Genomic DNA, 25,462 nt, shown 5'->3' with positions numbered 1-25,462 from the left:
AATTTGAAACATTGTTTAGCTCTGTGTTTTATTTTTTTTCTTTGTGCTTGTAGTGTGAAAAATCAAAATTTTTCAAGTCAAAGCTTGATGGTTTTGATTGCTTCTCCTATGATAAAAATCAATGATGCAGCTTTTTTAAAAAAAGAAAATAATGCTTTAAATTTAGAAGTTTATAAACTAGGGCAAGCTTTTTTTGAACTCAAAATCAAGGATAAAATTTGCATCAATGCAGTGTGTTATGATAAAAAAGTGTTTAATCAAAAATTTTTTAAAAATGTATATTATGATGATATTTTAAGTGATGTTTTAAAGGCAAATGCTTTATGGCAGGGTAGAAATTTAGAAAAAACTGATTGTGGTTTTGAACAAAATTTAAAAGCAAAAAATTATGAAATTTTTTATCAAGTTTGTGATAATAAAGTAAGTTTTTTTGATAAAATTTCACATACTAAAATTATCTTAACGCATATTCAAAATTGAAGGATAGAGTTTGAAATTTTTTTTACTGGTATTTTGCTTTGTCAATCTAGCTTTAGCACAAGTTTATAAAGGTGAATTGTATTTTTATCATTTGCAGGATAAAGAAATTTTTGCCATAGTTTATGATAATGCACCTATGACTCCACTTTTTGACAGGGATAAAAATCAAACAAGTTCTAGTTTTTTAATTGTTGATGATATAAATGGAAATTTAGAGATTCCACTCTTTAAGACAAATGATTTTTGGCAGGATGAGCGTAAAAAATATAAAATCAATTCTTCTAAAATGCTTACATATGATAATAAAAATTTTCAAGGAAAAAATTTAGGAACGACTACTTTAGAACTTGTTGAAACGCAAGATGGCATTCGTATAAAGTGTAGTCTTGATTTTATAGGTTTTAATGATGATTTTAAAGAATTTCATCCTGTCCATAAGGGTGTATTTAGCTTTGAACAAATTCGCCAAAAGCCTATTTTTTTACAAGATGGAAAAATTAGTTTTGAAGAATGGTATTATTTTTATGAAGATGGTATGAGTCGTGCTATTTTAGAGTTAAATAATTTTGTTTATGATATTAATACTCACACGTTTGTAAAACTAAATGATTTGTATAATACTGAAAATCAAAAATTTCAAAATCTTTTACATGAGAGGCTTAAAAATACATGTGATGAGTGTTTTGAAGATCTGCAAAATTTACAATTTAATAATAATTTTTTGCTTAATAATGGAAAACTAAAAATTTGTTATCTACCTTTTGAAGGTCATTTTTTAGATGAAAATATTTGCGTAGAATTTAACGAAGATGAGCTTAAGGAATTTAAAAAATAATGGAAAAATTAAAAAATTTTTTAAGTTTAAAAAATATAGAAGATACTCAAATTTATAAAGAACTTAAGTGTGCTAAAAATGAGGCTTTGATTCTTAGAGAGCTTTGCAGAAATTATGTCGTTTCTATTTCTTCTATCAATGCCTTTACTTTATTATCGGCAATTTTTGGAAATGATAAGTATCTTTATCTTGATGCTTTGGAGGATTTAAAAAAACTTATCGAAAGAGGTTTTGTAAATCAAAATTCGAGTTTTTTTAAAAGTTTAGAAAATAATAAAACTCAAACATTAACTCTTACCTTATTACAAAGTGAGCTTAGTCTAAGTGAATATTTTTTAGAATTTTTAGAAGCAAAACCTCGTTTAAACTTTGAGAAACAAGAGGCTTATGCAGATTATTTAGAATATTTAAAAGATGAATTTGTGCGTATTCAATTATACGAAAGATTAAGTTTTATACAAAAAAGTGCTTATAATAGTGAAATAAAAAACCAAATTAAACTTTATGAAAAACATATCAAAGAAAGACTAAAAAAAAGTAAATTTTATAATGTATTGGCTGATATTTTTAAAGAATACAATCTTGAACATAAAGAACAAATTATTTTTCTAGCACTTTTAAAAGAAGAATACGCCTTAAGTAATGAAAGTTCGATTTCTAGAGAAATGAATTCTTTGCTTTCTTTAATCAGTGAAAATGATTTAGAAAGGCATAAAAATAAAAAACTATTACAAGAAAATGCTCCTCTTTTAAACTTAATCGAGTATGATGAATATTTAAATGCTTTTGGAGATATTTCTAAAAGTTTTTTTATTATCGATGAAATTTTACAAAGAATTATAAATTTTGAACCAAAACAAAGTAAAAAAATCAAAATTGAAAGTGTTTTAAAAGATCAAGATATTTTCGAGCTTATAGAACCAAGCACTGACATCAATGATATTATTATGCCTGAAAATACAAAAGAGCTTTTAGAAAATATTTTAAAACAACAAGATAAAAAAGTCCTAGAAAGACTTCATTCTTGGGGTATAAAGAGTAATAAAAATATAGAAGCTAAAATTATTTTTTATGGTCCTGCTGGTACTGGAAAAACTATGTCAGCTTTAGCTATGGCTAAATCAATGAAAAAATCTGTTCTTAGTTTTGACTGTTCTAAAATTTTGAGCAAATGGGTTGGAGAGAGTGAGCAAAATGTAAGAAAAATTTTTGATACTTATAAAAATATCGTGCAAACTTGTAAACAAAGTCCTATTCTACTTCTCAATGAAGCCGATCAGTTTTTAAGTACGCGTGTAGATGGAAGTAGTGGTAGCGATAAAATGCATAATCAAATGCAAAATATATTCTTAGAGCAAATTGAGCGTTTTAGTGGTGTGATTATCGCTACGACAAATTTTTTAGAAAGCTTAGATAGTGCATTTTCAAGAAGATTTGATTATAAGATAGAATTTAAAAAACCTGATTTTAAAGATAGGCTTAAAATTTGGGAAAAATTTCTACCTAAAAAAGCATTATTTGAAAAAGATTTTGATATAAATATTTTATCAAATTATGAATTAAGTGGAGCACAAATTTTAATGGTAGTAAAGAATACAGCTTTGAAAGTAGCTGTATCACAAGATGGGGTTTTTAAAATGCAAGATTTTATAGAAAGCATACAAAAAGAATTAAATTCAAGTTTTGATAAAAGTAAGATTGTTGGATTTTAACTTTTTTAATGTTTTTGTATAGCGAACTATAAAATAAAACAAAGCTATAATTAAAGCACTCCATTCCCAAAACATAGGAACTTTTGGGGTTAAAAAATAATGATAACTTGCCAAAACTAAGCATAAATATCCTAGTTTTCTGATTTTACTAAGTTTTTTAAAGATTTTAAAAGAACTTAAAAGCATTAAAAATATGATTAAAAATGCGATAAATCCACTTGCTTCTAATAAACGATGTGAAATATCATCGAAAAGCCTTGAAATTTGAGCATTTCTATCAAAAATAAAATAATTTAAAAAGTGCAAAATCGCCCAAAAAACTGCAAAAATACCTAAAATTTTAGGATAATTTTTTGTTTTTTTAAATTTAAGTAAAGAAAATAAAAGACTTAAATTTAAAAAGATTAAAGCAAATATTCCGGTGTAAATATAGGCTTCTTTTACAAAATCAAAGGCTTTTATGATATGATAAAAGCCATAAATTAAACTTATGATAAAGCTAAAATAAGCAAGAAATTTAAAGTATTTTGCCTGCATTAAAAATTCACTTTCAAGTCCATGTTTTTATATAAACTTGCTACTTCTTTTTCATAGCCATTAAACATTAAAGTAGGCTTGGTAAAGAAGTCTCCTAAAGCCCTCTCGTTAGCTTGAGACCATCTAGGATGAGAGACATTAGGATTGACATTGGCATAAAAACCATATTCGTTTGGAGCGTAACTTTCCCAAGTGGATTTAGGCTGTTCTTTGGTAAATTCTATTTTAACTATAGATTTAATACTTTTAAAGCCATATTTCCAAGGAACAACAAGGCGTATTGGAGCGCCATTTTGAGGCTTTAAGGCTTTTTTATACATTCCTACTGCAAGCAAGGTAAGAGGATGCATAGCTTCATCCATGCGAAGTCCTTCTACATAAGGATAGTCTATAGTTGGAAATAAAGCGTCTTGATCGGGAAATTGACTCTTATCTAAAAGAGTGGTAAATTTAACAAATTTTGCTTCGCTTGTAGGCTTTGTCATTTCAATCAAACGACGCAATTCAAAGCCTACCCAAGGTACCACCATAGACCAAGTTTCAACACAGCGAAAACGATAAATTCTTTCTTCTAGAGGGAATTTTAAAATATCTTCCATGCTTAGAGTTAAAGGTTTTTCTATTTCTCCACTGATATCGATTTTCCAATTTTGAGTGTTGAAATTTTGTGCTAATGATACAGCCTTTTTTTTGTCTGTTGAAAATTCATAAAAATTAACATAATTTGTAGCCAGTTCTTCATCGCTGATTTCAAGTTTGTTTGGATTAGTATCGTTTGTGAAATTTAAAGCAGATAATTTAGAAGCAAGCACGCTTGAACTTATTAAAGCACCTGCTCCAAGTTTTAAAAAATCTCTTCTTTTTTTATATAAATTCTCAGGAGTTATAATCATAATTTTTCCTTATTAAAAATTTTTATTATTAAAATATAACAAGGATAATGATTATTAAATTTCTTGTAGAATTTTTTCACAAATTTTTCTAGGGTTATTATCTTTATAAATAGGGCGTCCAACTACTATAAAATCGCTTAAATTTTCTCTAGCCATTGTTAAATTAGCGACGCGTTTTTGATCATCATTTTTCTCTCCAAATGGACGAATTCCTGGAGTGAGAGTTAGGAAATTTCTTTGGGTGTGTTCTTTGATGATTTTACTTTCAAAAACAGAGCATACCATGCCATCAAGTCCATTTTCATAGGATATTTTTGAAAAATTAATTACAGCTTCTTCGATTTTTTGTCTATAAATACTAAAGAAATTTTCTTCATCAAAACTCGTAAGAGCAGAAACTGCTAAAACTAATGGTCTTTTTGAAAATTTGCTAAGCCGTGTCATAACTTCTTGCATGGCTATTTTTCCAGCACTTGCGTGGATATTGATCATATCAACACCAAGTTTTGATATTTCTTCGCAAGCATCTGCCATAGTGTTGGGAATATCATGAATTTTAAGATCAAGAAATATTTTAAAATCATCAACTTTTTTAAGTTCTTCTATGAATTTAAAACCATCTCTTAAATATGCTCTTAAACCTACTTTTAACCATATGTCTAAATTTTTTAATTCTTTAGCAAGTTGTAAGCATTCTTCTTTTGTAGAAAGATCAAGTGCGACACAAAGCTTCATTTTTTAGCCTTTATTAAGGCATCTAAAACTCCATTTATAAATTTTGGAGAATTGTCATTAGCAAGTTCTTTGGCAAGTTCTATAGCTTCATTGATAACAATGGCACTAGGAGTATCGGTAAAAAGTAACTCATAAGCTCCAAGTCTTAGTATAGCTCTTTCTACATGTCCTAAAGCTGTAATTTGATTATCATTTAGAAATGAATTTAAGGTTTCATCAATATTGTTTAAATTATCTAAAATTCCATGATATAAATTTAAAGTAAAATTTTTTTGTTCATTGCGTATTTTTTTTTCATCTAAAATTTCATTTACAAAAACGTTGTTTTGAGAATTTAATTCAAAAGCATAAAGTAAGGAGATGACGCTTTGGCGAACTTGATGACGCGTTGCCATTAAAGCTCCTTGCTTAAATTTAACATCTCAATTACAGTTGCCATAGCTTCAAAGCCTTTATTACCTGCCTTGCTTCCAGCTCTTTCTATGGCTTGTTCTATTGTATCTGTAGTTAAAACACCAAAGCTTACAGGGATATTATGATTTAAACTCACATTGGCTATGCCTTTGGTAGTTTCTGCTGAAACATAGTCAAAATGCGGAGTTGAGCCACGAATTACTGCACCTACGCAACAAATTGCATCAAATTTTTTGCTTTCTATAGCTTTTTTTAACGCATACGGAAGCTCAAAAGCACCAGGAACAAGTATAAGGCTTAGATTTTCCTCTTTGCCTCCGTGTCTTAAAAAAGCATCTTTTGCTCCTTCTACAAGGCGATCTGTGATGATATGGTTAAATCTTGCATTAATGATAGCAATTTTTGTATTTGAGTCTAAATTTAATTTTCCTTCAATAATATTCATTTGTTTTCCTTTATGATATTTTGTATTTCTAGTAATGTATTAACGCAATTTTTAAGGCGTGTAAGATTAAGCATATTAGGTCCATCGCATAAAGCCTCGCAAGGATTAATATGTGTTTCAAAGAAAAAGCCATCTATGCCTACGGCTGCTGCCGCTCTTGCTAAAGGTTCTACAAATTCGCTTTTTCCTCCGCTACTTCCACCTGCAGCCCCTGGCATTTGTACGCTATGGGTAGCATCAAAAATAACTGGAGCAAATTCACGCATGATAACTAAAGAACGCATATCTACTACTAGATTTCCATAGCCAAAGCTAGCTCCTCTTTCAGCTACAAAAACACCATTTTTTTGAGCAGCTTCATAGCCTTCATCTTCTATGCCACGGGTTTGTAGAATTTTTTTAACGCTGTATTTGATATCGCTTGGGTTTAAAAATTGTCCTTTTTTGATATTAACTTTTGCCTTAGTTTTTGCTGCGGCTACAAGTAAATCGGTTTGACGACATAAAAAAGCAGGAATTTGCAAGACATCAGCTACTTCACTTACAGGGTTTGCTTGATTGCTTTCGTGTATATCGGTTAAGATTTTCATACCAAATTCATCTTTTACGCTTTGTAAAATTTTTAATCCTTCTTCAAGACCAGGACCTCGAAAAGAATTAATACTTGTGCGATTGGCCTTATCAAAACTTGATTTGAAATAAAATTCTATATTTGGGTTTTCATTAAAATTTTTTAATTGTTCGGCAACTTTAAAAATCAAATCTTTGCTTTCTATCACGCAAGGACCAGCAATGAGTATCATTTTTTTCATTTTTTTCCTTTGTTCTTAACTAAAATTAATCCACCAAAAATAATGCCTATTATACCTAAAAAAACCATAGTACTTGGTAAATTATCTCCTAAAATTATCCCAACTATCATACTAAATACCACATCAAGATAACTAACTCCAGCAACTACTCCTGCTTGTTTAGCGATACCATAAGCTTTAGTGATATGAATTTGATAAATGGTGCCTAAAGTTCCCATAATGGCAATGATAAGCCAAGCTGTAAGACTTGGCATCACAAAAGGTGCTAGAATGAAATCTAAATGTAAAGAATCAAGATGCTGTGGTTCAAAAAATTCAGCACTGATCATAGAAATTAAAGGCATTAAGGTTCCTAAAAGGATAAAAGAAAAGGCAATTTGTTCTGTAGTGTAAGATTTTCTAAGTTCTCTTACACTTGTAAGAGCTAAAGCGGCTAAAAATCCACTCGTGATGCCTATAACAGAATTTTTTAAATCAAAGCCTGAATGATTTAAATTATGAGCCCAAGGCTGAGCAATTAAAAGTACTCCACTAAATGCTATTAAAATTCCTATCCAGCCTTTGATGCCAATATTTTCTTTAAAAACAACAAAAGCTATTAAAGTAATAAAAATAGGAGAGGTTTTTTGAAAAGCAAAAGCTCCACCTAGTGTAATATTTGAAACATTATAGAAAAACATATATAGTGAAAGCGTGCCTACTACTCCACGAAATACCAAGAGCCAAAAATGTCCCCCTTCTTTATGTGCCTTAGATCGTTTTAAAAGATAGACTATGAAAAAAATTCCTATGATATTTCTAAAAAACATAATTTCTATAGAACTCATTTCCTTGCTAAGAATTTTTGCACAAGCTCCCATAAGTGCAAAATCCAAACATGCTAAAATCATGAAATAAATTCCTAAATTATGCTTGATTACTTTTAGCATTTTTTTTCCTTGACTAAAATCTGGGCTAATTCTAGTCTTTTTTTGCTTAATATTAAGCCAAATTTTATATAATTTTAAAAATATAATTTTCTAGGAAAAAAATGCAAAGCATTATACTTATAGGTAAGCCAAATGTGGGAAAATCAAGTCTTTTTAATAGAATGGCAAGACAAAGAATAGCTATTACAAGTGATATTTCAGGCACAACTAGAGATACAAATAAAACAGAAATTCATATTAATTCAAAAAAAGCCATGCTTATTGATAGTGGAGGGCTTGATGAAAGTGATGAACTTTTTAAAAATGTGAAAAAAAACACTTTAAAAGTAGCCAAAGAAAGCGATATCATACTTTATCTAGTTGATGGAAAATTAGCACCTGATGATGAGGATAGACAGTTTTTTTATTCTTTAAAAAAACTTGGAAAACCTATAGCCTTAGTGATTAATAAAGTAGATAATAAAAAAGATGAAGAAAGGGCTTGGGAGTTTGTAAATTTTGGCGTAAAGGAAATCTTTAATCTTTCAGTAACTCATAATGTAGGCTTAGATGAACTTTATGAATGGCTTGAAAAATTTTTACATGAAGAGTTTTTAATCCCCGATGAAGAAGAAAATTTAGAAGATTTTTTAGAGCATTATGAAGAAGGAAAAGAATTTCAATTTAAAGAAGTCGATCAAAATCATATCAGAGTGGGTATTGTAGGGCGTGTAAATGTTGGAAAATCAAGTCTTTTAAATGCTTTGGTTAAGCAAGAACGCAGTGTTGTAAGTTCTATCGCAGGAACTACTATAGATCCTGTTAATGAAAGTGTAGTTCATAAAGATAAAGTGATAGAATTTGTTGATACTGCAGGTATTAGAAAAAGGGGTAAAATTCAAGGACTCGAACGCTTTGCCCTAAATCGCACGGAAAAAATTTTATCTCATTCTCAAATAGCACTTTTGGTTTTAGATGTGCATGAGGGCTTTAACGAGCTTGATGAACGCATTGCTGGGCTTGTGGCTAAGCATTATTTGGGTGTGATTATTGTTTTAAATAAATGGGATAAAAGTGAGATGGATTTTGATAAGACTGTAAAAGAATTGCGTCTTGATCGTTTTAAATTTCTAGCTTACGCACCCGTGATTAGTGTATCAGCTTTAAGTGGAAAAAGGGTGCATGTTTTACTCGATAAAATTTTGCAAATTTTTGAAAATTTCACTCAGAAAATCCAAACTTCTAAGCTTAATACCTTGATAGAAAATGCCACAAGATCACATCCTTTGCCGCATGATTATGGGAAATTGGTTAAAATTTATTATGCAGTACAATACGACTTAGCACCGCCAAAAATTGCACTTATTATGAATCGTCCTAAGGCCTTGCATTTTAGCTATAAGCGTTATTTACAAAATCAAATTAGAAAAGAATTTAATTTTGAAGGTGTGCCTTTAGTGATTGCTTCGCGTAAAAAGGGCAGTAAAGAAAATGATGAAAGCTAAAAATATCGTTTTTATAGGATTTATGGGTTCTGGAAAAAGCACTTTAGCAAGAGCTTTAGCTAGGGATTTAGATCTTGTTTTTTTAGATAGTGATTTTTTAATAGAACAAAAATTTAATCAAAAAGTCAGTGAAATTTTTACAGAAAAAGGCGAGGAATTTTTTAGAGAGCAAGAGCAGAAAATGGCGGATTTTTTTTGCTCTTGTAGTGAGGCTTGTATCGCTACGGGTGGGGGTTTTATCAATGTTTCAAATTTAGAAAAAGCAGGTTTTTGTATTTATTTAAAAGCAGATTTTGAATATTTAAAAAAGCGTTTAGATGAAAATGAAATTTCTAAAAGACCTTTGTTTTATGATGAAATTAAAGCAAAAAAATTATATAATGAGCGTTTAAGCAAGTATGAACTAAAGGCAAATTTTGTTTTAAATATAGAAAATAAAAATATAGATGAGCTTTTAAGCGAGATTAAAAAGGTGATAAAATGAGAGTATTAACAGGCCTTCAACCAAGTGGTGATTTGCATATAGGTAATTATTTTGGTGCGATTAAACAAATGGTAGATGCACAAGAAAAAAGCCAAATGTTTATGTTTATTGCTAATTATCATGCCATGACTTCTTCTCAAGATGGAGAAAAACTTAAACAAAATTCCTTAAAAGCTGCTGCGGCTTTTTTAAGCCTTGGTATAGATCCTCAAAAAAGCGTTTTTTGGTTGCAAAGTGATGTTAAGGAAGTTATGGAGCTTTATTGGATTTTATCGCAATTTACTCCTATGGGTTTATTAGAGCGTGCGCATAGTTACAAGGATAAAGTTGCTAAGGGGCTTAGTGCTTCACATGGGCTTTTTTCTTATCCTGTTTTAATGGCAGCTGATATTTTGCTTTTTGATACACAAATTGTTCCTGTGGGAAAAGATCAAATCCAACATGTTGAAATCGCACGTGATATTGCTTTAAAAGTTAATAATGAATGGGGTGAAATTTTTACCCTTCCAGAAGCGAGAGTTAATGAAGAAGTAGCTGTAGTTGTGGGTACTGATGGAGCAAAAATGAGCAAATCTTATCAAAATACTATAGATATTTTTAGCAGTGAAAAAACCTTAAAAAAACAAATTTCTTCCATAGTTACAGATAGCACCGCTTTAGAAGATCCAAAAGATTTTAAAAACTGCAATGTTTTTAAAATCGCAAAGCTTTTTTTAGATGAAGCAGGGCAAAAAGAATTACAAATACGCTATGAAAAAGGTGGCGAGGGTTATGGACATTTTAAAATGTATTTAAACGAGCTTGTAAATGCTTATTTTAAGGAAGCGAGAGAAAAATACAATGAGCTTTTAGAAAAGCCTTCACATTTAAAAGAAATTTTGGATTTTGGTGCGACAAAAGCAAGAAAAATCGCCCAAGAAAAAATGCAAAAAATTTATGAAAAAATCGGACTTTAAGGAGTAGAAAATGCTAGATTTAAAAAATTTGCAAAATAATTTTGATGAAGTGGCTAAAAAGTTAAAAAATAAAAAAGTTGATGAAAATATCTTAAAAAAACTTGCTGAACTTTTTGCAAGTTTAAAAAAAGAAAAAACAGCTTTAGAAGAAATTCAAGCTTTTCAAAATAAATTCAGCAAAGAGCTTGCTACAGCCGAAGATAAAGAAAGTTTAAAAGCAAAATTAAGCGAAAATAAAAGCAAAATTAATGAGCAAAGCGCTAAAGTAAATGCTTTAGAAAATGAGCTTGAGGAAATCGCTCATGCCATCCCAAATATTCCTGATGAGTCTGTGCCTGTGGGTGAAGATGAAAATGAAAATGTGGAGCTTAAAAAAGTATTAAATCCGCCTAGCTTTGATTTTATTCCAAAAGAACATTTTGAATTAGGAGAGAGTTTAAATTGGCTTGATTTTGTGCGTGGGGTGAAAATTTCACAAAGCCGTTTTTGTGTGCTTAAGAACGAAGGAGCTTTATTAAGCCGTGCTTTGGTAAATTATATGATAGATTTTAATAGAAGTCGTGGATTTGAATTTGTTAATGTACCTTTTTTGGTAAATGGTGCTACTATGTTTGGGACAGGTCAGTTGCCAAAATTTAAAGAAGATATGTATAAGGTAGATGATGAGGATTTATATTTGATCTCAACTTCTGAAATTCCAGTAACCAATCTTTATAGTGGAGAAATTTTAGCGAGTGAAACTTTACCGATAAAAATGACTTGTTATAGCGCTTGTTTTAGAAAAGAAGCAGGCAGTGCAGGGCGTGATACAAGAGGTATTATAAGACAACACCAGTTTGAAAAAGTAGAGCTTGTAAGTATCACTAAACCTGAGCAAAGTGATAGCGTGTTTAATGAAATGCTTGAGTGTGCAAGTGATTTACTGAGTTCTTTAGGTTTAGCGCATAGACATTTGATGCTTTGTACCGGAGATTTGGGTTTTAGTGCAGCAAAAACTGTAGATCTTGAAGTGTGGCTTCCAGGACAAAATAAATATCGTGAGATCAGCTCGGTTTCAAATTGTCGTGATTTTCAAGCAAGACGCGCTAAAATTCGCTATAAAAACGAACAAGGAAAAAATGAACTCGTCCATACTCTTAATGGCTCATCTTTAGCGGTAGGAAGAACTTTGGTAGCGATTATGGAAAATTATCAAGATAAAGAAGGAAAAATTCATATTCCTGATGCTTTGAAAAAATATTTTTAAAGAGTATAGATGGCTGAACAAGAAGATATAATACTAGAAAAACCTGAAGATGGCTTAAATCAACCAAGACTCGATGAGAGTTTAGAGGGATTTAAGGGGCAAGAGGGGCAAGCTCCAGAAGATGAAGAATTTGCATCATTGCCAGAAGAATTACCTCAAGAAAATAGTGAGAGTGGTTTTAAATTTACAAGAGAAAGTGCGCCTGAAGATGTATCAACTTTTGAAGAAGTTGAAAGTCAAGAGCTTACGCCTTGGTATAAAGATCGTAAGTTTATGTCTCTTGTGGGTTTATCTTTGGGGATTATTTGTATTTTAGTTTTTACACTTTTTTATTTAACTTTTAGTGAAGGAAAAATTAAACCAGATATTATAGCTTCTAAGCCTTTAGAACAACCTGTTGTTATGCCTGATGAATCATATAAATACAATGATATGCAAAGAATTGATGGTATGATCCAAAAAGCAAATGCTTTATATTTAAAGGGTGAAGTTGAACAGGCTTTAAAAGTTTATGAGCAAGTTGCCGTATATAATGAATCTTTATCTAATTATAATTTAGGCGTTTCTCAAATGAATGAGAATAAATTCCAAGAAGCTTTTGAAAGCTTCAAGAAAGCTATAGCCAATGGAGAAAATCAAAGTGTAGCTGCTATCAATGCTGCTGTTTGTGCTTTAAAGCTTAATGATAAGGAAAAATTTAGATATTATATTGATTTAGCTCAAGTGTATCTTCCAAAAGAAGGAAAATCAAAATTATATGATTATTATTTAAGTTTGATTAATTATTACAAAGGATATTACCCTGAGGCCTTACAAATGTTACAAAGAACAGATGTGGAGCCGTATTCTGATGTTGCAAAGTATTTGTCTGCTAAAATTTATGCAAAAATGGACTTTGATTCCAAGGCTATACAGCAATTAAATTCTCAAGGCAATTTTGAATCTAGTTTATCTTTAGGTCTTTTATACGCTAGAATAGGAGAATATGCTAAAGCTAAAGTCGCTTTAAGTACAGCGATGAAAATTGAAAGAGATTTTAATCAGAGTTTGGCGGCTTTAACATTGGTTGATATTAAAACAGGAAATTATCAAGATATGTTAGCACGCTTGCAAAATTCTTATGATAATGATAAAGATAGATATAAGATTTTAGATACTTATAAAATTCAAGTTCGTTTAAATAAGGATCTTTTTAATATAGCAGTTGCTCAAAATTCTTTTTCAAAAGATTTGTTAAAAAAACAAAAAGATCAATTCGATTTACTTTTTTATTTTGCACCTTATCAAGTGTTTGATAGCAAGCAGGCTGCTTTGTATATTAAAAAAGCTAATGTTACAGATTTCGTAGATGATAGTACTGATGCGGGAATTTATCTTAATGCAAGCAAAGCTCTTTCATCTACCAATGTAAAAATTGCCAATATTATTAACTATGCATTAAATCAGAAGTTACGCCTTGCTAACCAAGAATTTCAAAAACTTATCAAGGATTATCCAGAACATAGTATTTTACATTATAATTTGGCTTTAACCTATGCCCAAATGCAAAATTATGAACTTGCTTATAAGCATTTTTCAAGTTCATATCATCTTAATCCTAAAAATTACTTAGCAGGTGCTTTTGCTATGTTTTGTGCAAAATTAATTGATATTGATACAACTAAACTTTACAATGAAATTCTTGATAATATAGCTGCTGATTCTAATTTTAAAGCTAATATGCAAAAAAGTATGTTGTTTTTAGTTAATAATAATTATATTTCTATGCTTCCTTATTTAGATGAAACAAAAAAAGACACGCCTTTGAGTTTGATTTTTGAAGCTATTGTTGCTAAAAATAATAACCTTAATAATCAAGTAGATGTGAAAATTGCTAAATTGCGTTCAGAGTTACCTGAAGATATTTTGGCAAATATTTTGTATTTTAATTCTTTAAATTCAAATTTAAATATTAAAGAATATGCTCAAAATGCTCAAATTCATTTTAAAAATTTAAAGCTTGATTATCGTAGTGTTTTTGGTGGGCCAAATATAGCTAGGGAATTTTATGTTAATTTAATGCATATTGCAGGGCTTTTAAATTTAGAAAGACAGAAATTTAAAGAGTTGATTAATGTTTCAGGAGCAAAAGATGAGGGTATTTTACAAACTTTAGCTTATTTGGATATTTTTGCACAGCAATACGAGGAGGCTTATGCGCTTTATAATTCTTTGATTGATGATTATGGAGCTAAAGATACTAAAACTTTATTTTTAGCAGCCGTAGCAGCCGTAGGTGCAAATAATCCAAATTCAGCTATAGCGCTTTTGCAGCTTTCTAAACTTACAGATAAAAATAACAAAGAAAGTAAAGCAGCTCTTGGTATGTTGTATCAAGAAGTAAAGAACTATGAAGCTGCGATATCTCAGTATAAAACTTTACCTAATAATTTTAAGAGTGAATTTTTTACTTTTGATATCAATAACAACTAAAAATGCTTAGAACTTTCTAAGCATTTTTAGTTAAGCTTGAAGATCTAGAGTTTTTCCGCCTAGTTCATCGATGCGATCGCTAACTTTTTTAAGTGCCGCATCTATTGTATTTTGACTGATTTGAGGAAGTTCTCCGCCCCACATTTTTTCTGCTTGCTCAAATCCTTTTTTCATACCTTCAAGACCTTTTTTCAATTTTTCAACATCATCGCCACCGCCTTTAATAACAAAATCCGCGATGCGACTGGCTGTATTTTCCACTCCAAAAAAACCATCTTCACTTACAAGTTGTTGAAGTTCATCTGTATTCATATCAAGTGGATTTTTGCCACTGTAGCCCAAGGATGCAAAATCAATATTTTTAAGTATAGATTTCGCAGTATCTAAATTGGCACCATTTAAAAGACTATCTAGTCCAGTTTGGGCATTGCTCGAACCTATTACAGTATTCATTGTTTGCTGTTGAAACTGAACTAGGTAAATTTGTGTAATGCCCTTTCCACCAAGTGCATTTAATTTTTCAAGGGTATTTTTATCTACATCCTTGCTAGAATTAGCACTTTGAACATTTTTGTCTTTTGTGTTTTCCTTAGCATCATCTGCCTTCTTATTGCTAACTTGTGTTTGTGCCATGCTAGCGATATTTGAAAAAGTATTCACTTGCATATTTGCTCCTTTGTGTGAGGCTTTAATTTATATCGACTTTTGACTTAAAAAATTTATAAGGACATTAAATTCCTTATTTTCAAAGGAATTTAATGTTTTATTGTAGATAATAAGTAATTTGCTCTTTATTGAGAATGCGGATAAGATTGCTAGTGCCTTCTACTCCTGCTGGAAAGCCTGCGGTTAGAAGATAGCATTTATCTTCATTCACAAAACCTTTTTCAACACTTGATCTTACAGAGTCTTTTAATAATTCTGTAAGTTCATTACTTTTGTTAACCAAGATCGCAGGATTAACTCCCCAAACTATACTTAAAGAGTTTAAGGTTTTTTCAGAATGTCCTACTGCTATGATTTCTATATTTGGACGATATCTTGCAATCTTAATAGCAGATTTTCCGCTACTTGTTAAAGAAAAAATAGCATCAGCGTTAAGATCTGTTGCAAGATGAGCTGAAGAACGCATGATTTTATCTGTATTGTCTAAATCATTAAAATCATTAAATTTGTTATATGGATAGCGTTTTTCTGTTTCTATTATAGTTTGGCACATTATATCAACAGCATTTGCAGGATCTATACCAACGGCACTTTCTTCACTTAGCATTACTGCATCTGTTCCATCTAAAACAGCATTTGCAACATCTGAAATTTCAGCTCTTGTGGCGGTTTTGCTTTTGGCTAATGAAAAAAGCATTTGAGTCGCAGTAATAACAGGCTTAGAGGCATTGTTTGCTTTTTGTATAATTTCTTTTTGGATATTAGGAACTTTATAATAAGGCACCTCAATACCTAAGTCTCCTCTTGCAACCATTATACCATCGCTAGATTTAATAATCTCATCAATATTTTCTACTGCATCAAATTTTTCAATTTTTGCAAAAATGGATATTTTTGCGTTATTTTGTGCTAAAATTTCACGAACTTCATCAATATCGTGCGCATTTTGTACGAAAGATATTGCTAAAAAATCTACTTCATTTTTTATACCCCAAAGTAAATCATTTTTATCTTTTTGTGTAATAACATCAATATTGATTTTAGTGTTCGGAAAATTAATACCTTTATTTGAGTTTAAAAAACCATCATTTTCTATAATGGTTTCAATTTTTTGATCATCTATGCTTACTACTTTAGCACGAATTGATCCATCGTATAGATAAATATATTCATCAATTTTTAACATATCTAAAATAGATTTTTGATTGATACTGATTTTATAATGATTTTGAGCAATCTTCTCCCCTAAAATTGTTTCACGATAAAAATCAATTCTATCACCCTTTTTTAATTCAAATGGTTCTTTAAGTTCGCCTGTACGAATTTTAGGACCACTAATATCTTGTAAAATTCCAATACGAGTATGCAATTCTTTAGCTACTCTTCTTATGGTATCTAAGTTTTTTTTATGATACTCATGTGTTCCATGAGAAAAGTTTAAACGGAAAACATTTACACCATTGATAATCATTTGGCGTAGAATTTCTTCCTTTTCACTTGCTGGACCTACTGTGGCTACAATTTTTGTTTTTTTAAGCATAGCAAACTCCTTTTGAAATTATTGTAGCTAAAAATAGAAACAAAATGATTACAATAATTCTGAAGAAAATTTATCTTCGTTAAATTCCATTCCTAAGTAATTACATATAAGTTTTGCGTCTCTTTCAGCATTTCCTAAACAACTTGTTGCTCCAGGACTTGGAGTCATATTGAAAATAATACCAGGGGTTTCTGTGATGCTTGCTTCACCTAGCATTAATTCTCCTTTAGTTTTATCAATAACTTGTGGTCTTACGCCTCCAAAACCTTTTGCATAATAAATATCACTTGCTTTAAGACTTGGGACTATTTTTTTGGCATCTTTAACAAATAAGCTTTTATCAATAAAAGGTAGTTCAAAAAGATAATTATAAAAGATGTAATTTCTAATTGTTGCATCTTTAAACATATTAAAAGTTACTTTTAAAACAGTTTTATCAAGTTTTAGTGCTTCAAAAAATTCTGGAACTGATTTTAGACCATGATAACGTTCTAGTTTTGGAATAACAAGTGCGGTAGGTCCAAAGCGAGTGTTCATATCAGCAAGTAAATCAGGATCTCCATGAAGAGCTGCAAATGGAAGTTTAGGATTTTGCACCATATAAACCTTACCGTTTAAAAGTTTTTGTTTGGTTAAATAAAAACTTCCTGCAACAGGCCAACAAGACTTATCCATACCTAAGTTCATTTTATGTGCTAAATATAAAGAGTGTGCCCCAGCATTGACAACTACGCTTTTGGCATGGTATTCTTGATGATTTGAGGTTTTTAATATAAAAATATCTTCCTTTTTTTCTATGTGAATAATTTCTTGATTAAAGGCAACAAAAGTATTTTTATTTTGTTTTTGCGCTTGTTCTATTAGATTTATACTCATTTTCCCAAAATCTACAGTTGTAAAAACCTCGCCGCTTTCAACACCCATGGCACAGATATTTTCAGGTCTATCTTGATTGCAATCTTCTCCTAAAACAACCTTGGGTTCAATTTGTTTGATTTTTGCTTTATCGAAAAATTTTATATAAGGATAAAGTTCTTTAAATTCTTCATAGCGTTTTTTCATATAATCACATTCTATATCTCCAACAGCTAGGGCCATTTTTTGATGAGAAAACATGAAATTATTTTGCGCATTTTGCATGAGTCCATATTTAACTATCATATCAGCTGTTCTTTTTACTTTTCGCGCTTTTTCTAAAGTATAATTGGTTTCAATATCTCCACAATGAATGGTTTGAGAATTACTCGTTCCCTTAGAATTTAATGTTGCAGCTGTATTATATTTTTCTATCAAAGCAATATTTTTAATATTTGTATATCTTGCAAGCTCGTAAAATAATGCTGCTCCTGAAATTCCAGCTCCGATGACAAGCACATCAAATTCTTGTTGGCTCATTGTTTTTCCTTTTTTTATTTTAATAAACTTTTTTCTAAATAGAAGTTTAATTGAATTTGTTTTACAAAAAGTTAAATTTCATTAAGGTTTGATATCAATGAGAATTTTTGTAACATTTTTAATAAAGTAAATTGGGATTTTCTTTTATAATCTTTTTCATTCCTCGAAAGATTAAAAGTTTATCATAAATTGCGTGATCGAAAAAATTTGCTAAAAATTGTCCATCTCCACCAGTGAAATAAAGCTTTTTATTTTGAGTGGCATCTTTTATCAGTAGGTAAATTCCTTTAAAAACACCATAACTTAAAGCATCCATGGTTTTTTGTGGGAATGCATCAAGACTAACTTGAGTGTTAAATTCACTTTTTAATCGTGGTGAAATATGGCTATAAATTTTTTTATAATTTGCAATACCTGGCAAGATAAAACCACCAAGATGTATAGAATTAGAAATAATATCAATTGTAATAGCACTACCTGCATCTACAACAACTCCATCTTCAATAGTATAACAAGCTGCTATGCGATCGATTCCTAATCCTTGATAAATTGTGTCAAATAAAAAATAAGGTTCAAGATTGATAAAATTTTTTTGATTTTTTAAATGTTCTTTGAGATGTTCATTGACATTGATATAAAAAATTTTTTGTTCATTTTTAAATTCTAAAAACTGATCTATACTAAGAGTAAAATATTTGTTATCATCTAGGAAATTAGCATTTGAATTCCCAATGTCACAGAGCAGCATAGATATTAAATCCTTTCATTTCTAGATGATTTTTTGCTTTAGAGCAAAGAGAAGCCATGCTAAAAAAATATTTGTTATTTATGTTAATTTGCTGTGCTAGATTTTCTAAAAATAAGGCATCTTTCATTAAAAATTTTGTTTTTCCTGTATACATAAAAAGAATGTTATTTTGATCTTTAGCGCAAATATAACTTTTTTTTCTAGTCAACATACTTAAGTCATAGGGCTTTAAATTTAATTTTAAAGCCTTTATTGTTTGTTCTAAAATTTTTATCATAGCAAATCTAAAATTTTATCTCCGTAGTAAAATTTACCATTCCCCATGAAAGAAATTTTATCAACAGCTTCTGAAAGTTTAAATACTTGCGTATTATCTAAATTTAGATTCATTTTGATAAGATAGCCTGTTTTTTCAAAAATATATAAATAATTATTGTATATATTGCTTTTTACAAAAATAGCAAATTCAAATTTTTTTTCCGCAATTTTTCTTAAGTTATAATCAGTTTTAATAATAGTGCCATCTTTTTCTAGAATAAAAATACTATCATCACTAAGTGCAACATCTTTTATGTCAGCGTCAAGATAAAGAGTTCTAGCAGGGCTTACAACAATGATTTTTTTAGCTGTTGCTGCTATAAGTTTATCTCCGATTACGCTTAGATGGATTACATTGTTGAAAAAATTTTCTGCTGAAATAACCACATCTTTAATGACTTGAAGATTGTTTCTTGAAAGAATTAAAATTTTGCCATCCAGTGTTGGATATACGATGATATTGTCTAAAAATATAGGATTAGCGGTACGACTATCTTGAGCTGGAGCTGAGGTTAGGGTTTGAGTGAATTTAATACCCAAAGAACGATTTGCAAGAACTATAGTATTGTTTGCAAGTACAAGGGCTAAATCATCTCCATTAGAAGCTACTCCTACAACACTAGCGTCAAATTGAAAATTATAAATTTCATTATAAGAATTGTCAAAAATTTTTAAATTTCCATTATTATCTGCAGTAAAATATTCCCCATCTTGATAAGCTAGAAGCATATAATTTTTAGGAAGTTTAAACTTGTCTATGGAGATATTATTTTTTAAGATAGCTGTATTATTGCTAAGTTTTGCAGAAACTAGATTCCAATCAACAATTTTACTTTTTAAATTGCTATTATGACTTAAATCTCCATCGGTTTGTTTTGGTTCAAAATATTGTCTTTTGGTGCCACAAGCACATAGAAATATTAAACAAAATAGTGTTAAAAATATTTTTTTCATTGTGTAATGCCTTGATAATGTTTGAGGTTTTTAGCTATTTGATTTAAACTTGAATTTTCTTTTATCTGAGAAAGTAAAACATTAGCTTCTTCGATTTTATTTTGCTCTAAAAGTTTGTAAGCTTCTAATAATTTATCATAATTTTTTAAAAATATCGATTTATCTCCTAAAGATAATGCGATAATATTTTTAAGTAAAGTGTTTGTTTGAGCATTATTATAAATTTGTTTTAGTTCATTTTGGAGAGTTGTATTATTGAAATCATTAATATTTTCTTTTAGTAAAAAGATAGCGTAAAGATTGGTATTTTTATTTTTAAGTTGTTCTAAAAGATTTTTATTGCTAGGATCTTGTATTAGATTGGCATAAATTTCATTTGCTTCTTTTGTTTTATAATCGTTTATTTTTGAGATTATAAAATTTCCAGCAAACCAAGCAACTAAAATTATCACAACAGCAGATATGTAAAATTTATACTTGCGTATAAATCTCTCTCCTTTGATAAAATTTTCTATAAATTGTTCTTCTGTGTTAAGTTCGTTTTTAACAACTTTTAAATTATCTTTTAGTCCCAAAATTTATCCTTGAAAAAAATATTTTTATTGTTTGTATAGAAAAATTATGATATTGTATCATATAAATTGCAAAATATCCTAAACAATTTAAAGCTTTTTATGATATAATTTTCAAAATTTTAACTTTTTTATTAAGGTTTAAGAAATGCAAATAGATGAGAAATTATTAAGCAAGCTTGAAAAATTAAGTGCTTTACAAATAATAAAAAACAGAAATGAAACCATTGCACAGTTAAGTGAAATTGTGAATTTTGTTGAAAAGTTAAACGAACTTGATTTAAACTCCCAAGAGATTACTGTGAGTACTATAAAAGGTGGAGCTCCTTTGAGGATTGATGAGATAAGAAATAGCAATGTTATTGATGAGGTTTTAGATTGTGCTCCAAAAAAACAAGAACATTTTTTTGTTGTTCCTAAAATCATAGAATGATTAACTTAGCATTTAGTGCTTATTTGTAGAATAAATTTAAAACAAAAAATCAGAGAGTGTATTGAAATGAATTTTTATTGGTTTGATGCTTTTATTTTAGGATTTACCTTGCTTTTAGGGCTTAAGGGTATTATCAATGGTTTGATAAAAGAAATTTTTGGACTTTTGGGTATTATTGGTGGTGTTTTTATTGCTTCAAAATATGCAACTCAAGCAGCTGAATTTATACAAAGTACTTTTTATAAGATAGAAAATCAAAGCTTAGCTGGATTTGCTGGATTTTTAGCCATATTAATTATTTTTTGGATAGTTTGTTTATTGGTGGGTAATTTTCTTTCTAAGTTGATTAAATTAAGTGGCTTAGGTTTTTTAGATCGTATTGGTGGCTTTATATTTGGCGGAGCAAAAATCTTTTTAATTTTTGCAATTTTGGTTTTTTGTGTAGCAAGAATCGATTTTTTAAATGACAAATTAGGTAATTTTGCTAAAAATAGCTATACTTTAAATTTGCTTAAAGAAACGGGATCTTTTATTATGAATCAACCTTTAGCAGAAAATAGTCTAGATCATGCTAGTGAAAAGTTGCAAGATATTGTAAGTGATTTAAACAATACTCAAAAAGGGGAGTGATATGCTGATAGAAAATGTGGAATATGATGTTTTACTTGAGAGATTTAAAAAAATATTAAGACAAGGCGGACTTAAATATACCAAGCAAAGAGAAGTGCTTTTAAAAACCCTTTATCACAGTGATACTCATTACACGCCCGAAAGTTTATATATGGAAATCAAACAAGCTGAACCTGATTTAAATGTAGGAATTGCAACTGTTTATCGTACTTTAAATTTGCTTGAAGAAGCAGAAATGGTAACTTCCATTTCTTTTGGTTCAGCAGGTAAAAAATATGAGCTTGCCAATAAACCTCATCATGATCATATGATATGTAAAAATTGCGGAAAAATTATAGAGTTCGAAAATCCTATTATAGAAAGACAGCAAGCCTTGATTGCAAAAGAACATGGTTTTAAACTTACAGGGCATTTGATGCAGCTTTATGGTGTTTGTGGCGATTGTAATAATCAAAAAGCAAAGGTAAAAATATAAATGTTTGATAATATTTTAGAGCAGCAAAGAATAGAAAAAGCTAAAGAGTTAAAAAAATTAGGGATTAATCCTTATCCTCATTTTTTAGAAAAAGAAATGTCTTTAAAGACTTTTAAGGATAAATTTTCTTATATTTTAGAGCAAATTGAAAAAAGAGATGAAAGTGTCAATGCTGTTGTTGCAGGACGTTTGAAACTTTTGCGTATAGCTGGGAAATCGATTTTTGCAAACATTGAAGATGAGGATACAAATTTACAAATTTATTTTAGTAGAGATAGCGTAGGTGAAGAACTTTATACGATTTTAAAAAAGAATTTAGAGGTGGGTGATATTGTTTTGGTTAAAGGTTTTCCTTTTGTAACTAAAACAGGTGAGTTTAGTTTGCATGCAAGCAAAGTAAAACTCGCTACAAAAGCTATTGTTCCTTTACCTGAAAAATATCATGGATTAACAGATATTGAGCAAAGATATCGCAAACGTTATGTTGATATGATAATGAATGCAGAAGTTAGAAAAGATTTTTTAGTGCGTTCTAAAGTGGTGAGTTTGATTCGTCATTTTTTTGAAAATAAAGGCTTTTTAGAAGTAGAAACTCCTATGATGCATCCGATTGCAGGTGGAGCAAACGCTAAGCCTTTTATAACTTTTCATAATTCTTTAGGTGTAGAAAGATTTTTAAGAATTGCTCCAGAACTTTATCTTAAAAGACTTATAGTGGGTGGTTTTGAGGCGGTTTTTGAAATCAATCGTTGTTTTAGAAACGAAGGTATGGATTTAACTCATAATCCCGAATTTACAACTATAGAATTTTATTGGGCTTATCATAATTATAAAGATTTAATGGATTTAACTGAAGAACTTTTTGCTTTACTTTTGGATAAACTTAATTTAGGAAAAACAATAGAATTTGATGGAAAAATGATAGATTTTTCCAAACCTTTTGAAAGAATAACCTATAAAGATGCACTTTGTAAGTATGGTGGTTTAGATAGGGATTTAATCGAAGATAAGGAAAAAATTCTTACTAAATTAAAAGCAGATGGTTTTGAATCGAATGAAAAGCTTGAACTTGGACATTTACAAGCTGAACTTTTTGACAATTATGTGGAAGAAAAATTGATCAATCCTACTTTTGTGATTGATTTTCCTATTTCCATAAGTCCTTTATCAAGACGTAGTGATGAGGATTCTCAGATTGCTGAGAGATTTGAGTTGTTTATTTGTGGAAGAGAATTGGCAAATGGTTTTAATGAGCTTAATGATCCTCTTGATCAATATGAGAGATTTTTAAAACAAATTGAAGCTAAAAATGCAGGCGATGAAGAGGCTTGTGAAATGGATGAAGATTTTGTAAATGCTTTGGGTTATGGAATGCCCCCAACGGCAGGGCAGGGCATAGGCATAGATAGACTTGTTATGCTTTTGACAAACAAAAAATCTATTCGAGATGTGATATTGTTTCCTGCAATGCGTCCATTAAAATCAGAACTAAAGGAGAAGGAATGAGTTTAGAAATGTTTGATAAAGAAATTTTTGATTTAACAAACAAAGAGTTAGAGCGTCAATGTGAAGGTCTTGAAATGATAGCGAGTGAAAATTTCACTTTACCTGAAGTAATGGAAGTTATGGGAAGTATCTTGACAAATAAATACGCAGAAGGTTATCCGGGTAAAAGATATTATGGTGGTTGTGAATTTGTTGATGAGATTGAAACTCTAGCCATTGAAAGATGTAAAAAACTTTTTAATTGTAAATTTGCTAATGTTCAGCCTAATTCGGGTTCTCAAGCTAATCAAGGTGTTTATGCGGCTTTGATTAATCCAGGTGATAAAATTTTAGGAATGGATTTAAGTCATGGTGGACATTTAACTCATGGCGCAAAAGTAAGTTCTTCAGGTAAAATGTACGAAAGTTGTTTTTACGGTGTAGAACTTGATGGAAGAATTGATTATGAAAAAGTAAGAGAAATTGCTAAAAAAGAAAAGCCAAAACTTATAGTTTGTGGAGCTAGTGCTTATGCAAGAGTGATTGATTTTGCTAAATTTAGAGAAATTGCCGATGAAATAGGTGCTTATCTTTTTGCTGACATAGCTCATATTGCAGGCCTTGTTGTAGCAGGCGAACATCCAAGTCCTTTTCCGCACGCTCATGTAGTAAGCTCAACTACACATAAAACTTTGCGTGGTCCAAGAGGTGGTATTATTATGGCAAATGATGAAGAGCTTGCTAAAAAAATTAATTCTGCGATTTTTCCAGGTATTCAAGGTGGTCCTTTGATGCATGTAATTGCTGCAAAAGCAGTAGGATTTAAATTTAATCTTAGCGATGAGTGGAAAGTTTATGCAAAACAAGTAAGAACCAATGCTCAGGTTTTAGCTAATGTTTTAATGGATAGAAAATTTAAACTTGTTAGCGATGGAACAGATAATCACCTTGTTTTAATGAGTTTTTTAGATCGTGAATTTAGTGGAAAAGATGCAGATTTAGCTCTTGGAAATGCAGGTATTACTGCAAATAAAAATACCGTTCCAGGAGAGATTAGAAGTCCTTTTATCACAAGTGGATTAAGACTCGGAACTCCAGCCCTTACTGCCAGAGGTTTTAAAGAAAAAGAAATGGAAACTGTGTCAAATTATATTGCAGATATTTTAGATGATATTAATAATGAAAAATTACAAGAGAATATTAAACAAGAATTAAAAAAACTTGCAAGTAATTTTATTATTTATGAAAGGGCTATGTTTTGATTTCACCAATGGATATGTCGCTAATTAAAATAATTGGCGATCATTATTATATAAGACGCGATAAAATTGTAAATAAAACTACACATAGAGGTCGCTTATTTTTTGATAAATTTGAAAGAGTTGATGCTCCTTTAAATTTAAATGTCATGAGAGAACACGCTGCTAAAAAAATTGTTGTCGCTCATGATTTAATAACAAAAGATAATAAAGTAGAAAATATTGTCTTTGATTATAATGGTTTTAATGCTGAAAGATTTTATCACCGTGCACAACTTATTTTAAGAGAAGAAGGTTTTATAAATTTCACAGCCTATAAGACTAAAACTCCAGGACATTTACATCTTTATATTCACAAAGGACACACGGCGTTAAACGAAGGTTATTCTTTAGCGTCTAAACTTTCAATGATGTTTGCAAGTAAAATGCCAGTAGAATGGAAGGTGTTTCCTAGTATGGATGTACCTAGGGAATTTAATATTTTAATATTGCCTTATGAGGTTTATCAAAAAGAACGAGGAAGTTCTTGGTCTAAGCACATGTAAGAAAGGAC

27 protein-coding genes and 1 pseudogene are annotated in these 25,462 nt (G+C 30.0%); 14 read left to right on the top strand and 14 right to left on the bottom strand.

Annotation, left to right across the window (positions count from 1 at the left end):
* The first annotated feature begins 3 nt into the window (after positions 1-3).
* From ELQ11_RS02875 to ELQ11_RS02865, 3 genes are read left to right on the top strand one after another with little or no spacing between them, the layout of a single operon-like run.
* Entirely contained in the window at positions 4-480 is a 477-nt protein-coding gene (locus ELQ11_RS02875; RefSeq protein ID WP_002870780.1) for a hypothetical protein, read from the top strand.
* Between the two features lie 10 nt (positions 481-490).
* A complete protein-coding gene (locus ELQ11_RS02870; protein ID WP_134225137.1) occupies positions 491-1,315 on the top strand; it encodes a hypothetical protein in 825 nt (274 codons plus the stop codon).
* The gene (locus ELQ11_RS02865; RefSeq protein WP_126222588.1) at positions 1,315-3,027 is read left to right on the top strand and encodes an ATP-binding protein; all 1,713 of its coding nucleotides are present in this window, start codon (positions 1,315-1,317) and stop codon (positions 3,025-3,027) included. The genes ELQ11_RS02870 and ELQ11_RS02865 overlap by 1 nt, the downstream gene beginning before the upstream one ends.
* Here the strand turns inward: ELQ11_RS02865 and ELQ11_RS02860 are convergent.
* From ELQ11_RS02860 to ELQ11_RS02830, 7 genes and pseudogenes are all read right to left on the bottom strand, one after another.
* On the bottom strand, positions 2,992-3,564 hold the full coding sequence (locus ELQ11_RS02860) for a sulfite oxidase heme-binding subunit YedZ (RefSeq protein ID WP_070261176.1): 573 nt from the start codon (positions 3,562-3,564) through the stop codon (positions 2,992-2,994). The genes ELQ11_RS02865 and ELQ11_RS02860 overlap by 36 nt on opposite strands.
* Positions 3,564-4,457 (bottom strand): protein-methionine-sulfoxide reductase catalytic subunit MsrP, encoded by an 894-nt coding sequence (msrP, locus tag ELQ11_RS02855; RefSeq protein ID WP_126264455.1) that lies wholly within the window; start codon positions 4,455-4,457, stop codon positions 3,564-3,566. Before msrP ends, ELQ11_RS02860 begins: the two co-directional genes overlap by 1 nt.
* A 57-nt stretch (positions 4,458-4,514) precedes the next feature.
* A pseudogene (gene pyrF, locus ELQ11_RS02850) lies at positions 4,515-5,192 on the bottom strand (orotidine-5'-phosphate decarboxylase); the annotation flags it as partial.
* Positions 5,189-5,587: a transcription antitermination factor NusB gene (nusB, locus tag ELQ11_RS02845; RefSeq protein WP_052949536.1), complete on the bottom strand. Its 399-nt coding sequence runs from the start codon at positions 5,585-5,587 to the stop codon at positions 5,189-5,191. The gene nusB and the pseudogene pyrF, both read right to left, overlap by 4 nt.
* On the bottom strand, positions 5,587-6,051 hold the full coding sequence (gene ribE, locus ELQ11_RS02840) for a 6,7-dimethyl-8-ribityllumazine synthase (RefSeq protein WP_002870785.1): 465 nt from the start codon (positions 6,049-6,051) through the stop codon (positions 5,587-5,589). The genes nusB and ribE overlap by 1 nt, the downstream gene beginning before the upstream one ends.
* Positions 6,048-6,863 carry a 3-deoxy-8-phosphooctulonate synthase gene (gene kdsA, locus ELQ11_RS02835; protein ID WP_052949537.1) on the bottom strand — a complete coding sequence of 272 codons (816 nt, stop codon included), beginning with the start codon at positions 6,861-6,863 and terminating at the stop codon, positions 6,048-6,050. Before kdsA ends, ribE begins: the two co-directional genes overlap by 4 nt.
* The gene (locus ELQ11_RS02830; RefSeq protein WP_070261173.1) at positions 6,860-7,792 is read right to left on the bottom strand and encodes a DMT family transporter; all 933 of its coding nucleotides are present in this window, start codon (positions 7,790-7,792) and stop codon (positions 6,860-6,862) included. Before ELQ11_RS02830 ends, kdsA begins: the two co-directional genes overlap by 4 nt.
* A gap of 101 nt (positions 7,793-7,893) precedes the next feature.
* On the opposite strand from ELQ11_RS02830, the gene der reads away from it, so the two are divergent.
* From der to pflB, 5 genes are read left to right on the top strand one after another with little or no spacing between them, the layout of a single operon-like run.
* Positions 7,894-9,276: a ribosome biogenesis GTPase Der gene (gene der, locus ELQ11_RS02825; protein ID WP_070261172.1), complete on the top strand. Its 1,383-nt coding sequence runs from the start codon at positions 7,894-7,896 to the stop codon at positions 9,274-9,276.
* Positions 9,263-9,760, top strand: a complete 498-nt coding sequence (locus tag ELQ11_RS02820; RefSeq protein WP_134225136.1) for a shikimate kinase — start codon at positions 9,263-9,265, stop codon at positions 9,758-9,760. Before der ends, ELQ11_RS02820 begins: the two co-directional genes overlap by 14 nt.
* A complete protein-coding gene (gene trpS / locus ELQ11_RS02815; RefSeq protein WP_126239878.1) occupies positions 9,757-10,716 on the top strand; it encodes a tryptophan--tRNA ligase in 960 nt (319 codons plus the stop codon). Before ELQ11_RS02820 ends, trpS begins: the two co-directional genes overlap by 4 nt.
* 10 nt (positions 10,717-10,726) lie before the next feature.
* On the top strand, positions 10,727-11,962 hold the full coding sequence (gene serS / locus ELQ11_RS02810) for a serine--tRNA ligase (protein WP_134225135.1): 1,236 nt from the start codon (positions 10,727-10,729) through the stop codon (positions 11,960-11,962).
* Between the two features lie 9 nt (positions 11,963-11,971).
* Positions 11,972-14,434, top strand: a complete 2,463-nt coding sequence (pflB, locus tag ELQ11_RS02805) for a motility protein PflB (RefSeq protein WP_052949549.1) — start codon at positions 11,972-11,974, stop codon at positions 14,432-14,434.
* A gap of 30 nt (positions 14,435-14,464) precedes the next feature.
* On the opposite strand, the gene ELQ11_RS02800 is transcribed toward pflB, so the two are convergent.
* The 7 genes from ELQ11_RS02800 to ELQ11_RS02770 all read right to left on the bottom strand — a co-directional run bounded on the left by ELQ11_RS02800 (position 14,465) and on the right by ELQ11_RS02770 (position 20,630).
* Positions 14,465-15,100: a hypothetical protein gene (locus ELQ11_RS02800; RefSeq protein WP_070233639.1), complete on the bottom strand. Its 636-nt coding sequence runs from the start codon at positions 15,098-15,100 to the stop codon at positions 14,465-14,467.
* 97 nt (positions 15,101-15,197) lie between these two features.
* Entirely contained in the window at positions 15,198-16,640 is a 1,443-nt protein-coding gene (gene pyk / locus ELQ11_RS02795; RefSeq protein WP_070261169.1) for a pyruvate kinase, read from the bottom strand.
* A 48-nt stretch (positions 16,641-16,688) separates the two neighbouring features.
* Entirely contained in the window at positions 16,689-18,035 is a 1,347-nt protein-coding gene (locus tag ELQ11_RS02790; protein ID WP_002870795.1) for an FAD-dependent oxidoreductase, read from the bottom strand.
* Positions 18,036-18,153: 118 nt separating this feature from the next.
* Complete coding sequence (locus tag ELQ11_RS02785; RefSeq protein ID WP_002870796.1) at positions 18,154-18,783, bottom strand: type III pantothenate kinase; 630 nt, start codon at positions 18,781-18,783, stop codon at positions 18,154-18,156.
* The gene (locus tag ELQ11_RS02780) at positions 18,770-19,060 is read right to left on the bottom strand and encodes a hypothetical protein (RefSeq protein WP_002854689.1); all 291 of its coding nucleotides are present in this window, start codon (positions 19,058-19,060) and stop codon (positions 18,770-18,772) included. The genes ELQ11_RS02785 and ELQ11_RS02780 overlap by 14 nt, the downstream gene beginning before the upstream one ends.
* The gene (locus ELQ11_RS02775; protein ID WP_002870797.1) at positions 19,057-20,055 is read right to left on the bottom strand and encodes a hypothetical protein; all 999 of its coding nucleotides are present in this window, start codon (positions 20,053-20,055) and stop codon (positions 19,057-19,059) included. The genes ELQ11_RS02780 and ELQ11_RS02775 overlap by 4 nt, the downstream gene beginning before the upstream one ends.
* Entirely contained in the window at positions 20,052-20,630 is a 579-nt protein-coding gene (locus tag ELQ11_RS02770) for a hypothetical protein (protein WP_002870798.1), read from the bottom strand. Before ELQ11_RS02770 ends, ELQ11_RS02775 begins: the two co-directional genes overlap by 4 nt.
* 145 nt (positions 20,631-20,775) lie before the next feature.
* Between ELQ11_RS02770 and gatC the strand changes: the two genes are divergently transcribed.
* The 6 genes from gatC to ELQ11_RS02740 all read left to right on the top strand — a co-directional run bounded on the left by gatC (position 20,776) and on the right by ELQ11_RS02740 (position 25,454).
* Entirely contained in the window at positions 20,776-21,060 is a 285-nt protein-coding gene (gene gatC, locus ELQ11_RS02765) for an Asp-tRNA(Asn)/Glu-tRNA(Gln) amidotransferase subunit GatC (protein WP_052858558.1), read from the top strand.
* Positions 21,061-21,126: 66 nt separating this feature from the next.
* Positions 21,127-21,690, top strand: coding sequence for a CvpA family protein (locus ELQ11_RS02760; protein WP_070261204.1), 564 nt, complete (start codon positions 21,127-21,129; stop codon positions 21,688-21,690).
* A gap of 1 nt (position 21,691) precedes the next feature.
* Positions 21,692-22,165 (top strand): Fur family transcriptional regulator, encoded by a 474-nt coding sequence (locus ELQ11_RS02755; RefSeq protein ID WP_002854230.1) that lies wholly within the window; start codon positions 21,692-21,694, stop codon positions 22,163-22,165.
* Complete coding sequence (gene lysS, locus ELQ11_RS02750) at positions 22,166-23,671, top strand: lysine--tRNA ligase (protein WP_134225134.1); 1,506 nt, start codon at positions 22,166-22,168, stop codon at positions 23,669-23,671.
* Positions 23,668-24,912: a serine hydroxymethyltransferase gene (locus ELQ11_RS02745; RefSeq protein WP_002870802.1), complete on the top strand. Its 1,245-nt coding sequence runs from the start codon at positions 23,668-23,670 to the stop codon at positions 24,910-24,912. Before lysS ends, ELQ11_RS02745 begins: the two co-directional genes overlap by 4 nt.
* On the top strand, positions 24,909-25,454 hold the full coding sequence (locus ELQ11_RS02740) for a DUF1882 domain-containing protein (protein WP_002870803.1): 546 nt from the start codon (positions 24,909-24,911) through the stop codon (positions 25,452-25,454). Before ELQ11_RS02745 ends, ELQ11_RS02740 begins: the two co-directional genes overlap by 4 nt.
* Positions 25,455-25,462 lie beyond the last annotated feature (8 nt).

This window comes from Campylobacter sp. US50a (assembly GCF_004379015.1).
GTDB classification, from domain to species: domain Bacteria; phylum Campylobacterota; class Campylobacteria; order Campylobacterales; family Campylobacteraceae; genus Campylobacter_D; species Campylobacter_D jejuni.
Note: the sequence above shows the minus strand (reverse complement) of the source record. Positions and strands in the feature narration are given on the sequence as shown.

What these genes read in the sequence shown, in the direction of transcription:
- ELQ11_RS02865 (WP_126222588.1), top strand. Translation starts at nt 1,315, where the DNA reads ATGGAAAAATTAAAAAATTTTTTAAGTTTAAAAAATATAGAAGATACT.
- ELQ11_RS02860 (WP_070261176.1), bottom strand. Translation starts at nt 3,564, where the DNA reads ATGCAGGCAAAATACTTTAAATTTCTTGCTTATTTTAGCTTTATCATA.
- msrP (WP_126264455.1), bottom strand. Translation starts at nt 4,457, where the DNA reads ATGATTATAACTCCTGAGAATTTATATAAAAAAAGAAGAGATTTTTTA.
- nusB (WP_052949536.1), bottom strand. Translation starts at nt 5,587, where the DNA reads ATGGCAACGCGTCATCAAGTTCGCCAAAGCGTCATCTCCTTACTTTAT.
- ribE (WP_002870785.1), bottom strand. Translation starts at nt 6,051, where the DNA reads ATGAATATTATTGAAGGAAAATTAAATTTAGACTCAAATACAAAAATT.
- kdsA (WP_052949537.1), bottom strand. Translation starts at nt 6,863, where the DNA reads ATGAAAAAAATGATACTCATTGCTGGTCCTTGCGTGATAGAAAGCAAA.
- ELQ11_RS02830 (WP_070261173.1), bottom strand. Translation starts at nt 7,792, where the DNA reads ATGCTAAAAGTAATCAAGCATAATTTAGGAATTTATTTCATGATTTTA.
- der (WP_070261172.1), top strand. Translation starts at nt 7,894, where the DNA reads ATGCAAAGCATTATACTTATAGGTAAGCCAAATGTGGGAAAATCAAGT.
- ELQ11_RS02820 (WP_134225136.1), top strand. Translation starts at nt 9,263, where the DNA reads ATGATGAAAGCTAAAAATATCGTTTTTATAGGATTTATGGGTTCTGGA.
- trpS (WP_126239878.1), top strand. Translation starts at nt 9,757, where the DNA reads ATGAGAGTATTAACAGGCCTTCAACCAAGTGGTGATTTGCATATAGGT.
- serS (WP_134225135.1), top strand. Translation starts at nt 10,727, where the DNA reads ATGCTAGATTTAAAAAATTTGCAAAATAATTTTGATGAAGTGGCTAAA.
- pflB (WP_052949549.1), top strand. Translation starts at nt 11,972, where the DNA reads ATGGCTGAACAAGAAGATATAATACTAGAAAAACCTGAAGATGGCTTA.
- ELQ11_RS02800 (WP_070233639.1), bottom strand. Translation starts at nt 15,100, where the DNA reads ATGCAAGTGAATACTTTTTCAAATATCGCTAGCATGGCACAAACACAA.
- pyk (WP_070261169.1), bottom strand. Translation starts at nt 16,640, where the DNA reads ATGCTTAAAAAAACAAAAATTGTAGCCACAGTAGGTCCAGCAAGTGAA.
- ELQ11_RS02790 (WP_002870795.1), bottom strand. Translation starts at nt 18,035, where the DNA reads ATGAGCCAACAAGAATTTGATGTGCTTGTCATCGGAGCTGGAATTTCA.
- ELQ11_RS02785 (WP_002870796.1), bottom strand. Translation starts at nt 18,783, where the DNA reads ATGCTGCTCTGTGACATTGGGAATTCAAATGCTAATTTCCTAGATGAT.
- ELQ11_RS02780 (WP_002854689.1), bottom strand. Translation starts at nt 19,060, where the DNA reads ATGATAAAAATTTTAGAACAAACAATAAAGGCTTTAAAATTAAATTTA.
- ELQ11_RS02775 (WP_002870797.1), bottom strand. Translation starts at nt 20,055, where the DNA reads ATGAAAAAAATATTTTTAACACTATTTTGTTTAATATTTCTATGTGCT.
- gatC (WP_052858558.1), top strand. Translation starts at nt 20,776, where the DNA reads ATGCAAATAGATGAGAAATTATTAAGCAAGCTTGAAAAATTAAGTGCT.
- ELQ11_RS02760 (WP_070261204.1), top strand. Translation starts at nt 21,127, where the DNA reads ATGAATTTTTATTGGTTTGATGCTTTTATTTTAGGATTTACCTTGCTT.
- ELQ11_RS02755 (WP_002854230.1), top strand. Translation starts at nt 21,692, where the DNA reads ATGCTGATAGAAAATGTGGAATATGATGTTTTACTTGAGAGATTTAAA.
- lysS (WP_134225134.1), top strand. Translation starts at nt 22,166, where the DNA reads ATGTTTGATAATATTTTAGAGCAGCAAAGAATAGAAAAAGCTAAAGAG.
- ELQ11_RS02745 (WP_002870802.1), top strand. Translation starts at nt 23,668, where the DNA reads ATGAGTTTAGAAATGTTTGATAAAGAAATTTTTGATTTAACAAACAAA.